Origin of the sequence: Desulfovibrio sp. (assembly GCF_047607245.1) — a bacterium.
Classification (GTDB): domain Bacteria; phylum Desulfobacterota; class Desulfovibrionia; order Desulfovibrionales; family Desulfovibrionaceae; genus Desulfovibrio.
Genome location: NZ_JASGDK010000061.1, coordinates 1 through 13,130 on the forward strand (window position 1 = coordinate 1; position 13,130 = coordinate 13,130).

At 48.7% G+C, this 13,130-nt stretch carries 10 protein-coding genes and 1 pseudogene; 5 read left to right on the top strand and 6 right to left on the bottom strand.

Annotated features, from left to right (window positions below):
• Nucleotides 1-260 (top strand): aminotransferase class I/II-fold pyridoxal phosphate-dependent enzyme (locus QM579_RS04275; RefSeq protein ID WP_414997970.1); only part of this gene is annotated, 260 nt, incomplete at its 5' end.
• A gap of 306 nt (nt 261-566) precedes the next feature.
• Here QM579_RS04275 and QM579_RS04280 read toward each other — a convergent pair.
• The gene (locus tag QM579_RS04280) at nt 567-1,514 is read right to left on the bottom strand and encodes a DMT family transporter (protein ID WP_414997971.1); all 948 of its coding nucleotides are present in this window, start codon (nt 1,512-1,514) and stop codon (nt 567-569) included.
• A 176-nt stretch (nt 1,515-1,690) separates the two neighbouring features.
• Here QM579_RS04280 and QM579_RS04285 point away from each other — a divergent pair, with 176 nt between their 5' ends.
• Nucleotides 1,691-3,127, top strand: coding sequence for a PLP-dependent aminotransferase family protein (locus QM579_RS04285; RefSeq protein ID WP_414997972.1), 1,437 nt, complete (start codon nt 1,691-1,693; stop codon nt 3,125-3,127).
• Nucleotides 3,128-3,253: 126 nt separating this feature from the next.
• Here QM579_RS04285 and gdhA read toward each other — a convergent pair whose 3' ends face one another.
• Together gdhA and QM579_RS04295 are read right to left on the bottom strand one after the other, a co-directional pair.
• On the bottom strand, nt 3,254-4,603 hold the full coding sequence (gene gdhA, locus QM579_RS04290) for an NADP-specific glutamate dehydrogenase (protein WP_414997973.1): 1,350 nt from the start codon (nt 4,601-4,603) through the stop codon (nt 3,254-3,256).
• A 219-nt stretch (nt 4,604-4,822) separates the two neighbouring features.
• Nucleotides 4,823-6,196: a dihydrolipoyl dehydrogenase family protein gene (locus QM579_RS04295; RefSeq protein WP_414997974.1), complete on the bottom strand. Its 1,374-nt coding sequence runs from the start codon at nt 6,194-6,196 to the stop codon at nt 4,823-4,825.
• Between the two features lie 265 nt (nt 6,197-6,461).
• Here QM579_RS04295 and QM579_RS04300 point away from each other — a divergent pair, with 265 nt between their 5' ends.
• The gene (locus QM579_RS04300; protein ID WP_414997975.1) at nt 6,462-7,571 is read left to right on the top strand and encodes a transglutaminase-like cysteine peptidase; all 1,110 of its coding nucleotides are present in this window, start codon (nt 6,462-6,464) and stop codon (nt 7,569-7,571) included.
• An 8-nt stretch (nt 7,572-7,579) separates the two neighbouring features.
• On the top strand, nt 7,580-9,694 hold the full coding sequence (locus QM579_RS04305) for an HD domain-containing phosphohydrolase (protein WP_414997976.1): 2,115 nt from the start codon (nt 7,580-7,582) through the stop codon (nt 9,692-9,694).
• Between the two features lie 145 nt (nt 9,695-9,839).
• On the opposite strand, the gene QM579_RS04310 is transcribed toward QM579_RS04305, so the two are convergent.
• The 3 genes from QM579_RS04310 to QM579_RS04320 all read right to left on the bottom strand — a co-directional run bounded on the left by QM579_RS04310 (nt 9,840) and on the right by QM579_RS04320 (nt 12,294).
• Nucleotides 9,840-10,730, bottom strand: coding sequence for a DMT family transporter (locus QM579_RS04310; RefSeq protein ID WP_414997977.1), 891 nt, complete (start codon nt 10,728-10,730; stop codon nt 9,840-9,842).
• A gap of 2 nt (nt 10,731-10,732) precedes the next feature.
• Complete coding sequence (locus QM579_RS04315; protein ID WP_414997978.1) at nt 10,733-11,419, bottom strand: B3/4 domain-containing protein; 687 nt, start codon at nt 11,417-11,419, stop codon at nt 10,733-10,735.
• 125 nt (nt 11,420-11,544) lie between these two features.
• Nucleotides 11,545-12,294, bottom strand: a complete 750-nt coding sequence (locus QM579_RS04320; protein ID WP_414997979.1) for an AraC family transcriptional regulator — start codon at nt 12,292-12,294, stop codon at nt 11,545-11,547.
• Nucleotides 12,295-12,783: 489 nt separating this feature from the next.
• Here QM579_RS04320 and QM579_RS04325 point away from each other — a divergent pair.
• A pseudogene (locus tag QM579_RS04325) lies at nt 12,784-13,130 on the top strand (glutamate synthase); the annotation flags it as partial.

The window sequence follows — 13,130 nt, forward strand, 5'->3', positions numbered from 1 at the left end:
ATGCTACCATGCTGCGTACGGCTGTAAGCGAAATGGGGCTTTCTGTGTATGGTGGCGTAAATGCTCCCTATATCTGGGTGCGTGTGCCTAGCGATACAGACTCGTGGGGATTCTTTGACAAACTGTTGCAACAGGCCGCCCTTGTTTGCACCCCTGGCGCAGGCTTTGGTGCTTCCGGCGAAGGCTACGTGCGTCTGACGGCCTTTGGATCTCCTGAGGATACGGAAGAAGCCATCAAGCGCCTGCGAAATTTGTGCTGATTCTTGTTTTGCTGAAATAACTCTCAGCAAGCCAAATAAAAAACCACCTGCTCTAAGCGGGTGGTTTTTTATTTGGCTTGCGCCGTGGATACATACAGAACAATTATGTCACTTGTGCAAGGCTGTATCCAACAATAAAATCATAAATCACCAAGTAGTCTCAATCTTAAAATACCAGAGTTGCTACCTTTCGGAATTTCGATAATTCAATGCTATTTGAAAGTGCCGCACACCATACACGGTGTGATTTGACCAAATTGCATTTCCGGGCAGAATGACAACTTTGAAGCGTGAAGTATTTCAAAATCACTTTGCCCTAAAAAGAACGATCTTTCTTATGTATTTGCTTGGATTATATCTTAAAAGATGTTTCGGGGTGCAGGGGTATACGATCCCAATAAGAACAAATACCAAGCCAATCCAGTGTGCCTGACTAATTTCTTCGCCAAGAATCAGCCAAGAAAAAAATACGCTGCTCAGGGGTACAAATCCGGTGAACAAGCCAGCTATTCCAGCGGGCACACTGGCAACTCCTTTGAACCAAAATACATACGAAAGAAACGAAACAAAAAAACCGTAATAAGCCAGGCAAAGTAACGATAGGGTTGTTATCTGTGCAAAATCATAATGGTATGCATCATACAACGCCAACGGGAACAAACAGATAAATGCATAGAGAGAAACGATGGCCGTTCGAAGCAGAGCAGACATAGGTTGGCAGTGTGACTTGCTCATAACGGAAAATAAAGCTTCGCAAAAAACTGCAATCATCACGAGACTGTTACCCATAAAAGCGTTGGCAGCCTCAGCTGAATCCTCAAGAAATGGAAGTATATTCATAGCAGATATGCCAATAGAAACGCATAACGCGCCAACAATGCGTGACACTGACAACTTTTCGCATAGTACAAAAACAGCCAAAAATACTATAAGAACTGGGGCGGTACTGCCCACAAGTCCTGCCGCAGTTGCCGAAGTATACTTCAATCCCCAGAACATGAATATCCGATAAAGCACAACTCCAAAAACTGCTTGCGCTAAAAGAATCATGTGTGTCTTCTTGTCAGATGGCCATATGCTTTTGTATTGCTGCAAAACTGGAAAAAGTAAAAATGGAAGACTGAAAAGAATTCCCAACTCTGCTGCCAGAAAAATGGGAACATCTGAAATAATAAATTTGCCAGCCACAACAGCACTTCCAGCAATGGACATGGCCATAACGAGAAAACAGTAGGCTTTTAATTGGTTATTCATGTAGCAATCCTTTTGCGTGGTGATCGTGCTGTTTATTATTTTCTGGATTTCCCTGTGGCTCGGGCTTGCGGGGAAATTCTTGTCCTTAGCTGCCCCCTCATGTATAGAGAATAAATGGTATTAAAAAGATCCATTTTTAATAAAATATCACCATACCACTTTACCATGAGGCAGACATGTGGTTCACCCCGGACAAAAAAAATGAGCTTCCGGTTTTTCGGCAGCTCTACGAAAAAATAAAATTTCTTATTCATTCTGGAGTATTAAAAGGAAACGAGAAACTGCCTTCAAGCCGTTTTCTCAGTAAAGATCTGGGCGTTGCTCGTAGTACCGTTTTGGAGGCCTACGACCAGTTGATCGCCGAGGGTTACCTGGAAACCCGCCAAGGCTCAGGAACCAGAGTTGTGCAAGGCCTGGTTGCGCTGCCACCGCCAGCTTTTGAACGTAGCAGCGTAAAAAGCGCTTTTCGAGGCTGCCGTGTAGGTGATGTACAGAGCGAAAGTATTATAAATTTTCGCTCAGGCATTCCTGACCTTGAGGCCTTTCCGCAAAAAGAGTGGGCAAGGATCTACGCACGTGTCTGCGGGAGGCTGCCTTCATCTTCTTTTCGTTATTCTGGGCCTGAAGGAGTGTGGGCACTACGGGAGGCTATTTCAGCTTATCTTTTCAGAATGCGCGGGCTTAAAGTATCACCAGGCCGCGTGATGATAACATCTGGCTCAACGCAAGGTCTGGCAATGATTTCACGGCTTTTGCGTAAAACGGGTGAATACATATTTGCGGAGGACCCGGCACATACCGGAATGATAGAAGTAGTCAGTCGCGCAGGGCTAGGTGTACAGGGTGTTCCAGTGGACGAGAAGGGAATGGACGTATCAGCGCTGCAACTTTCCTATTCGCAACAATCTAACTCCAATCTGGCTTTTGTTTATACCACGCCCTCGCACCAATACCCATTAGGGGCAATCTTACCCGTCCAGCGCCGCCAAAGTCTTGTACACTTTGCCCGCGAAAACCAGTGTGTTGTCATAGAAGATGACTACGACAGCGAATTTAGACACGAGGGAGCCCCCACAAGTGCGCTCTATGAACTGGACCCGGAAGTAGTGATCTACCTTGGTTCTTTTAGTAAAATTCTTGCGCCAGCCTTACGGCTTGGCTTTGCAATCATACCCGAGCACATGATTTGTGACTGGAAAGCAGAAAAAATGTACACTGATGTGCATACCGAGGCTTTGTCTCAGCATACGCTTGCAGAATTTCTTAACAGTGGAGGCCTTGAACGGCATATCTGGAAGATGAAGAAACTATATGCGCGCAAAAGAAATCATGCGTTGGCCTGTTTAAAGAACGTTTTTGGTGGTGCGGTGTCTGCCAGTGGGCAGACCAATGGTCTTCATATTGTGGTAACTTTTCCTGATCTTGTTTTTACTGATGACCTGGTAAATGAACTCTACGAGCATGGGGTAAAGGTAATCCCTGTTGATAAATACTCCCTGAACCGCAACAGCAAGTATGCCCATAAAATTGTCTTGGGGTATTCACACCTGACCCATGAAGAAATATCAAGAGGCCTTGAAATTATTAAGAAGGTTGCCGGGTATGCATGCTGATCACGCAAAATTGCCTTACAAGGGATGATCAGAAACAAATTTAAAGATGCTCGTTGACCCTATAAACAACAAGGCCGGAAACTCCGCAGAACTTCCGGCCTTGTTGTTATATAATACGTGTAAAAACTACACGCCTTGTGCAATCATAGCGTTTGCAACTTTGCGGAAGCCGGCGATATTGGCTCCCACAACCAGATTGCCAGGAGCGCCGTATTCTGCAGCGGTTTCAGCAGCATTAATATAAATATTATTCATGATCTGGCGAAGCTTGTTGTCCACGGCTTCAAAAGTCCAGCTTTGCATGCTGGCGTTTTGGGCCATTTCAAGCTGGCTGGTAGCAACGCCGCCAGCATTAGCTGCCTTGGCTGGGCCATAGCAGATGCCAGCGTCAAGGAAGGCATGCATGGCATCTAGAGTCGAAGGCATATTCGCGCCCTCGGCCACGCAGTGGCAACCATTGGCGAGCAGGGTTTTGGCATCCTCAAGATTCAGTTCGTTCTGAGTGGCGCAAGGAAAGGCCGCAAAGCAGGGGACAGACCAAACGGCATTGCGGCCCTCGGGGTAGCTGCTCACAGGAGTGTACACAGCAGAAGGCACCAGTTCCGCGTAGCGGCTCAAAGACTCACGCTCAACTTCTTTGACCTGCTTGAGCACATCCACTTTGATGCCTTCAGGGTCGTGAATCATACCGCGCGAGTCTGACACGGTAACAGGTTTTGCTCCAACCTGGTAAAGCTTCTCGCAGCAGTAAATGGCCACGTTACCCGCACCAGAAACCACGCACGTTCTGTCTTCCAGACTTTTACCTCTGGCATCCAGCATGCTTTGAGCAAAATATACGGCCCCATAGCCAGTTGCTTCAGTGCGCGCAAGCGACCCGCCAAAAAGCAGGTTTTTGCCTGTTAACACACCTTCATAGCTTCGAGTGATGCGTTTATACTGGCCATAAAGATAACCAACCTCACGTCCACCCACACCAATGTCGCCAGCTGGCACGTCGATGGTGGCCCCGATATGGTGGAAAAGCTCATTCATAAAGGCTTGGCAGAAGCGCATGATTTCCATGTCTGATTTGCCCTTGGGGTCGAAATCTGCGCCACCTTTGCCCCCGCCAATGGCGAGACCAGTGAGTGAATTTTTAAATATCTGTTCAAATCCCAAAAATTTCAAAATCCCCTGATTCACGCTGGGGTGAAAACGCAGCCCGCCTTTGTAGGGGCCAATGGCAGAGTTGTATTGAACTCGAAAGCCTTTATTGACCTGCACCTGACCACTGTCATCTACCCACTGCACGCGAAAAGAAATGGTGCGCTCCGGTTCCACAATGCGTTCAAGGATTTTATTGCGCTCGTACTGAGGATTTCTGTCCAACACAGCCTGCAAACTTTGCAAAACTTCTTGTACAGCCTGAAGAAAAACGGGTTCGTAGGCATATCGATCTTGAAGGTTGTTCATGACGCGCTGAACGTAGGACATCATCGCTCTCCTTGTGGGGGGTGGTCAGGATTACGCTATAAAAACCATTCTGATTTTTGTGCGGGGAACTATTTAATCCAACATCATTACGTCTGACAAGAGTTTTCAGACTCCTTAAATGGGTAGAAACAAAAAAGTCTGCGGCGTTGCGCTCTGCTGAAGATCTACCATCCCTCAGAAACACGGAGCACAACGCCACAGATATTTTAAACTATGATATCAGCCGATCTTTTTTTGCGGTGCCTCAAGAGCTGTGTGCAGAACCTCATCCAAGGTTGGATGCGCGAACATGAAATGGTGCAGACGCTCGCCACAATACTGACCAAGCAGTAAAAGCTGGGCCACTGTCACAAGATGCGAAACACCGTGACCCAATGCTGCAATGCCAACAATTTTACCGTGTTGCCATACCACTTTTACAAAGCCGCAGGCATCGCCGCCAGCCTGAGCAATGGCATTCGTCATCAACTGAGCACTTGAAACACCAATTTCTCCACCCTCTGCCAAAGCCTGACGCTCAGTTATTCCCACGCGCATGATTTCAAGGCTGCCATACACGCATGAAGGGACAGGGCCAGAATTATAAGGAGCCTGTTCCATCTCGAGAATGTGTCGCGCAACATATGTCCCTTGATGTTCGGCAGCGTGGGCCAGAAGAGTCTGCCCGTTAACGTCGCCTATGGCGTAAACCGTTGGCGAAGCCATAAGGTACTCATTTACGCACACGAACCCGCGCGGATTCAAGCCGCATTCCGCTTTTTCAGCGCCAAGGTTGTCAGTGTTAGGAGTGCGCCCAACCGCAACAAGGGCTTTTTCAGCAAACAGCTCACGTCCGTCTTCCAAAGTGAGAACCGCTTGGCCGTCGCGAGTGAGCAAAGAAGCAGCTTTCACTCCGCTGATGCAGGTAATGCCTTTTTTACCAAGAAGTTTTTGCATCTCTGCAGCAATATCCGCATCCTCGGTGGGCGCAATGTGCGGTGCAGCTTCCACAACAGTAACCTTGCTGCCCATCGCGTTAAAAAAGTCAGCCATTTCAAGGCCAATAGCTCCTGCTCCAACAACAATGAGGCTTGCGGGCACTGCAGGTATGGCAAGCAGGGCGGTGCTGTCCAGTATGGCGTCATTATCAGGGCAAAGGCCGGGAAAAGCGGCAGACCGGGAGCCTGCAGCCAAAATGATGTGCCGAGCCTCAAGGGAGGCGCTTACCGCACCATCATCAGTGAGCACTTCAACATGGTATGATCCCGTGCAGCGGGCATGCCCATTGAATAAAACAACGCCTGCCTGTTCAAGCCCCTTGGCCAAGGCCTGAGCTGAACCACGGGTAAACCTTTGAACACGTTTTTGAAGGGCATCGTAGTCTACCTCAATCGTGCCTTTTGCAACCCGCTGACGTTCAAGGCCGTGCAGCAGTCCTTGCGGTGCGGTGGCTCCAAGCAGCATCTTGGTGGGAATACAGCCACAATTCAGGCATACGCCACCCCAGTGGGCGCTTTCTACAATGGCTACGCTTGCGCCTCCATCAGCCAAAACGCGAGCAGCCTTGGCCCCGCCTGGACCACCACCAATAATAACCACATCAAATTTGCTCATGTACGCTCTCCACCACACTATCAGTTGGTTATACCTGGGCCTGATTTGACCCGTATATAAGGTACGCAGTCTGTAAAACTTACACTACGGAATAGGCAAAGGTCCAATGTAAATATGCCGCTCTTTGTCCTAGAAAAGGCTTATATACCTGTTTTTTTTCGCAAACAAATGCTCGTCTTTTGTATCTGGACGCGACTGCCTATTAAATATATTATTTAAGAAAGCATGCCCTAAGTACCCCGCAACAATCCCGCAAATTCCATTCATGAAAACTAACCGACTACTACGTTTTTCCCTGCTAACAGCACTGCCTTTGGCTGTGGTGTTCTTGCTGGTGGTTTTGACGGGTCGGTATTTTCTTCCTCTTACAGCAACGGCAGCGCAAAATGTTGCCACAGGAATTGTTGCTGGAGGGCTTGTTGGCGACGATTATGCGCCCGACCGACCTCTTTCAACCACTCTGGACAAGGTTGATCAGATTCAGCCTTCTTCGCTTGAGGGTTTTGTCCGGCAGCCTCCAGCACAAGTATCAACAAAGCAACAGAAGGCTGGTCCTGAAAAAAAGAGCACCCCGAGCAATCAGGGAGGCATCGGGCAGCCGGATGAAAACCCTGTTGTGCTGCAAGTCACCGAAGACACAGCCCTTCTGGATGACGACAATGCGTCGCCTCAGAGTCAAGGCAATGCCACGCAGGAAGATGAAGGCGATGATGTTGTTCCCGCTTCTCATGATAAAATTGACGTTCCAACTGCCACTCCAGCTTCCGCCACAAATTCAAGTGATTTTTCAAAGGCGCAGGTTGGCGCTTCTGGCAATAAGGTTCAGCTTTTTGGAACTGTAGAGTTTAAAAGACCTCTTTCATCGCTGCCAGGCTGGCTTACTCTGCTAAAACGTAACGCTAAAGATCCTATTTTTATTCCCGGAAAATATTTCAAAAAAAACGTCACCTGGGATAATTTCAAAGAAAAAGCCAAGGGCAAAAACCCTATGGACTTACTGCGTTACGTTAACTCTTTCTGGAATACCTGGCCATATAAAGAAGATATTGTAAACTGGGGAGTAGAAGATTACTGGGCAATACCAGCGGAATTTTTAAAAAAATCTGGTGACTGTGAAGATTATGCTATAGTTAAATATTTTACCCTTAAAGAATTGGGCATTCCATCCGAAAACATGCGTATCGTGGTCGTACGCGATACCGTGCGCAACCTGGCACATGCCGTTCTGGCGGTATATTTGAATGGCGACGCCTATATACTTGATAACCTCAGTAATGCCGTTCTGCCGCACAGCCGGATCAGGCAGTACAGCCCACAGTACTCGGTCAATGAAGTAGGCCGCTGGGCGCACCTTAAAGGTCGCAAGGTAAAGTAGGTAATATTATGAAAATGCAAGAAATGGATGCCCAAAGTGTAGCCAGCAAATACCGCCTCAAGAAAGCTGCTGTGGCGGCTGTCAGTCTGGCGCTTTTTGCCGTGGCGGCTGCAGTGGCCTACGTGCTATGCACTCTCCAGATTAAAAATGTGACGCAGGAAGTCTTGAACAGTCAGCGTGACATGGAGCAGGTCTGGATGGAAAAATCGCTGGATGCCATTCACACGTGGCACAGTGGTCTTACTGAACAGGCCCGTTTTATCAGCTCAGCTGAAATGTTTCGTCTTTACGCCGTAGACGTGCTTAATCTGGGAGCTGACGGAGCAGTACGGCTTGCATCTCCAGACGCGGAATCAAGCAGCGATGAAGCCCTGCGCTCTCTGGCAGAGCAACGACCCTACATGCAGGATCTTTTGCAGGATTTTGTACGCAGCAGACAATGGGCCGCAGCTCGCATAGTCACACCTGACGGCCAGCCACTTGTTATGCAAGATCACAGCGCTCCTCTTGGCGAGCCGCAGATGACGCTGGTACATGAGGCCGTGACCGAAAAGGCAATGGTTTTCGGCCCTGTTCGCGTTCTCGGTCAAAATCTTGTTATCGATTTGGTCGACCCGCTTTACGAAGTGCTCGGGCAAGGCAACACGAAACCTGTGGCTGCTTTGCTGGCGACAGTTCCGATAGACAGAGCATTGGCTTCCTTTTTGGCTCTGAGCCAAGAACAGCATAGAGAAATTCAACCTTGCATAGTTTTGCGCGATGGCAACCATATGCAAGCCATCAGCCTGCGTGGCGGCAGGGCAGAGTTGGCCCCGTCTTCGGTGCAAATGAGCGAGGGAAGTCTCGTTTTCAAGCGCAGGCCTGGCATAGCAGAAAAAGGCGAAACCTATTCACTGGGAAGCTATGTCAGCGGGCTTAAATGGTGGGTTGTACTGGAAGTACCTGCCATTGTCGTTGACTCTGTACTGGAAAGACAGGCCAATCAAATTTATGGGTTGGGCATTCTTGGCAGCCTGGGTACGGCTTTGCTGCTTGCTTTGGTATGGGCCAGCATTGCAGGACGCTCTTACCGCACGACAGCCATGCATTTTCAACGTCTTTATGCTCTCATACGCCAACAGAAACTGATGTTGGACAGCGTAAATGCCTCCCTTCAGGCTGGCCTGCTGCTTGTTGACAGCCAGGGGCAGGTGCAAATGTGCAATCCAGCTTTTAGCAGTATTGCCGGAAAGGCAGATGTGGATCTGACAGGTAAAGACCTTACTGCCATATTGCCAGTTGCGGCTGCCACAGCCGTGCAAGAAGGCATGGCTATGGTTACGGCAAGTAAAGCTGAGGGCAGCTTTGAGGTATTGCTTGACCAGCCCCAAGGGGCACGTCTGTACCGGGTAACGCTCTTTCCCTTTGAGGATAAGCTTCAGATGGAATCGCCTGTTTCAGGCGGATGTGTAGGTATTTTCCAGGATATCACGGAATTCCGCCGTAGGGCAGAGGCAGCCCGCGAGCGTCAGGCCAGCAGCACCGCCGCCTTGGTGCGTGCCATCGAAAGTGTGGATAAAAATCTCATTGGTCATTCGCAGAAAATGGCGCAGGTAGTGGATCTTCTGCTCACGACCATGAATATTCCTGATAAAGACAAAGACACTCTGCGCCTCGCGGCCCGGCTTTCTCAGGTGGGTAAAATCTTTGTTCCCCGCCATCTGCTCACCAAGACTGAAAAACTCACGCCCGAAGAGCAGAGCGAAGTCATGCGGGCACCGGAATACGCCTACAGGGTTCTGCGTGACCTTCAGTTCGACCTGCCAGTGCCCGATGCTGTTTATCAGATGGGGGAAAGGCTGGATGGAACAGGTCAGCCGCGTAACCTCAGCGGTAAGGACATCATACCTAATGCGCGTATTTTGGCTGTGGTTAATGCCTTTTGCGCTATGGTCAGCTCTCGCTCTTACCGGGCCGGAATGACGCCGCAGGATGCCATTGCGTTGCTTGAGCGTGATCAGGGTTTTGATCAGGATGTTGTGGCAAAGCTGGCGTCCCTGCCTGGAGACAGCCTGAAAGAAGCAATTGACGCCGGGCCTGAGAGTTCTTCGAATTCTGCCCCCGGTGAGAACACGCTGCAATGACAAAGAAATTTTAAATAATCTCATCATAGATACGCCGGAGTCCTCTTTGAGGGCTCCGGCGTATCTTTATAACGGCAAACTTCCTGCCGAGCGGGTTGTTCGGCGCCATAAATCAGTAGTGTGTAGTGAGGGGCAGGGCTGATTATCACCTTCTTTTAATGGTCATAAGAAACACTGCTGCCATAACAAGGCTACAGCCAGCCCAGCCCATTGGCGTAAAGTTTTCACCAAAAAACGCCCATACCCAGAGTGTGGCAAACAAAGGTTCTATATTGCCGACAACCGCTGCCTGTATCTGACCTATCCGCCGCAAACTTGCAGCAAGGGCAACATATGCAACGTAGTTTGTCAGAAAACCCAGGGCAAACAAAACTGCCCATATGTACCATGTCTTGTCCGGTGTATAGGATACAAAGGGCAGTAAAAAAATGGTGCCACCAAGCAGCATGTAGGTGTAAATTATCCCAGTGGAGTAGCGGAGTCCCCAACATGCGTAAAAAGGAAAATGTGAGGCATAGGCGATGCCCGCTAATAATCCGCAAATAATGCCGAGCGGTGAATAAACTGCCGACAAGCTGCCACCTGCAAAGCAAATCAAGGCCACACCCGCCAGAGCAGTTCCAATAGCTAAAGTTTTTTGTCGTGAAATAGCTTCACGAAAAAATATACGCGAAGAAAGGGCCACCCAAGCTGGCGCGGTATAAAGAAGAACCATAGCCGTAGCGGCTCCGCTCAGTTGAATGGAAACCTGCAGTGCTCCGAACAACAAGCCAACGCCCAACCAGCCGAATAAAAAGAAAGTGGAAGCATGCCGCAATGAAACGCGTAAACCTCCAGAAAAGGCGGCTTGTGCGGAAAAACAGACGCACCCGATAAATGCTCGCCAAAAGGCTGTTTCCAAAGGAGAGATCCCATAGTTTAACGCTTCCTTGGATAAGGGACCAATAAATGACCAAAGAATAGCCGCGAATGCTGCGAGTGCAAATCCCATAATATTTTGCTGTTCATTGGAAAAAACTGGAAAGTTACTCTTCATGATTAAATAATGGTTATGCTCAAGTTAGCAACAGCAGTGTATTGTTCAAAATAGTGCTGTGTAATACTCAGGCTGTCCTTAAGCGCATCCAAACCAGAAAAAGAATAGATAATTGTCATAGCCTCTTTGGTGTTGCCCCTGATCATCGCTCTTGTGGAGTCGCTGGTGGGACTGCCAAAGGGGCCAGCGGCGTCTGCAAAAACCGGCATATTCTCAAGAGTCATGCCAGCCTTGCCAATACCCTCATAACTTTCGCCCTGTCCGCCCAGACGAAACACCACTTCCGGGCCAATGTGCGAGATATCATATGAGCCCAAAGAAAAACCAGTCTTAAGCGATGCAAGATTATTGGCATCAACCAGAGAGTTAATCTGGTAAAGGGCTTTTCCCTGACGCACACGCCGATACAGAGCTTCGGATGAAATACGCTGCCTCCCCGGATCAATCCCAAAGGATTTATAGGCAGCCCTAGCCATGCCGATATTGGGCATATCCGGCAAATTTGTTGTGATCAGTTTTTGCTCGAGGGATGGTGCAAATTCGTTTTCATAATAATCCCAAAGATTCTGATTTTTGGGGTACACATCAACGGTGTAGTATAGGCAGGGAATATGGGTTGCAGGCCAAGCAGCTTTCAAGTCTTCATCAGTGCGAATAATTGGGAGTGACATACGGTATCCTTGCTGCAAGCAGACATTAAGTAGCAGTGTGTTTTTCTGCCAAAGTGAACAACCGTGATTATCGCTGAACGCTGATTCTCTTGGGCAAAATATCTTCCGAGATACGGTAGCGCGCACAGTATTCGCTGTCTTGTTTATTGCTCTTGATTTTTTGGCCAGAGTTCCTGCTGTTGCCGCCTATAGGCAGCTGGGGGCAGACCTGTCGTACGCCGCATGACTCGCGTCAGAACGCTTTGGTCTGAGTAGCCCACTCTCAATGCCACGTCCGCAATTGGTAAATCGGTTAATGCCAGCCATCGTTGGGCCTTTTTTATGCGCAGGTCTGTAAGCCATTCTTGAGGTGTTTTTTTGAATTTTTTTTGAAAAACCGCATAAAATCTGCTTTGGCTCAGTCCTACCTGTTCCGCCATCATTCTAACCGACCACGGTTGGTCCAACGAATTTTCCACTCGGTTTACCATATTGGAAAAAACGGCCCAAGGCATCGAAAGGGCAGAAGGGGAAAGTGAAGCAAGCAGCAGCTGTACCCAATGCTCTGAAATTTTTCCCAAAGGAATATGTTCATGTTGAGCAGTCACTGCAAAATCAAGAAGTTGCCTTGTCGACAGGGCAGTAGACAAAAAAATACGCTCGGTCAGATGATCTAGAATTGAATGACAGAGCTCGTTTTCATTGCAGTTGACGACAAGAAATTTATTTTGCTTGTCAACCTGCTGAGAATGGATGACTCCTGAAGGTACAAAGGCGCAATGGTCGACATCAAGTTTGGCATTTATGCCGCCGACCTCAATCTCCATTTCGCCTTCCAGTGCGAGTACAATTTGCGCATGGGTATGAGTCTCATCAGGGAGTCTTCCTGTGTAACTGATGAAATCAAGTTGCATTTTTGTATACCTTTTGGTGTGCTATTTTTCTAACGATTGCCCATCCACGTACCGTGAGTTTACAGGAAAGTACAGGAAGCAACGACAGAGCACCTTCTGACTTTGTTATCTGCATCATACTAATATTGTTGCCTAATCATGTGAGCCTGCAGGTCCAACTGTGCTTCACGCAATCAGGGGGAAATCACGTTATTTCTTGGTGCCCTGTTTGTGGAGGCAAAGAATTTTTTTAAATTTCCCCCCGTAAGCACTTGCTTATCATTGCCGTTTGTAGGAAGGTCATCTTCCCCCCTGTGAAAGTGACCGAAATTGCCCGCCAGCGCGGTTTCGACAGTCCGACAGGACTGCCTGGGCACAAGCCCCAGAAACCGAAATTCGTTCACAGCTCTTTTGTTGCGCCTTGGTGCCCAATGGAGCTTTCAATTGGCACCTCCCCCATTGCGGGTACATCAGTGTTGCGGTTGTCGCGTATTGCGGACCGGTCTTTCCGTGACGCTTTTTACCGAGGTTACAGATATGTGTAGAATAGGCTCTATCAAGAGCAAGACGCCAGTGCCCCCCTCAGTGGCGCTCAATCTTATGTTGCCACAGCAGGAAGGCCACGATAACTCCGGATTCGCCATGGTCATGCAAGACCTTGAGGGCGTATTCAGTCACTACAAAGACAAGCCGCTGCTTTCACTGGCCTGTACCCCGCAGGGAGTACAGCTTGTAAATGACTTCATGGAAGAAAAGGGTTTCGTACAGGTGGCACAATGGGTGCCGGAAGTAGACAAGAAACCCGGACTGAAAATTGAAGCCATGCCGCGCTATGTCTTCCGCAACTACGATTATCC

Excerpts from the sequence above, each read along its gene's own strand:
- QM579_RS04280 (WP_414997971.1), bottom strand. The coding sequence starts at position 1,514 with ATGAATAACCAATTAAAAGCCTACTGTTTTCTCGTTATGGCCATGTCC.
- QM579_RS04285 (WP_414997972.1), top strand. The coding sequence starts at position 1,691 with ATGTGGTTCACCCCGGACAAAAAAAATGAGCTTCCGGTTTTTCGGCAG.
- gdhA (WP_414997973.1), bottom strand. The coding sequence starts at position 4,603 with ATGTCCTACGTTCAGCGCGTCATGAACAACCTTCAAGATCGATATGCC.
- QM579_RS04295 (WP_414997974.1), bottom strand. The coding sequence starts at position 6,196 with ATGAGCAAATTTGATGTGGTTATTATTGGTGGTGGTCCAGGCGGGGCC.
- QM579_RS04300 (WP_414997975.1), top strand. The coding sequence starts at position 6,462 with ATGAAAACTAACCGACTACTACGTTTTTCCCTGCTAACAGCACTGCCT.
- QM579_RS04305 (WP_414997976.1), top strand. The coding sequence starts at position 7,580 with ATGAAAATGCAAGAAATGGATGCCCAAAGTGTAGCCAGCAAATACCGC.
- QM579_RS04310 (WP_414997977.1), bottom strand. The coding sequence starts at position 10,730 with ATGAAGAGTAACTTTCCAGTTTTTTCCAATGAACAGCAAAATATTATG.
- QM579_RS04320 (WP_414997979.1), bottom strand. The coding sequence starts at position 12,294 with ATGCAACTTGATTTCATCAGTTACACAGGAAGACTCCCTGATGAGACT.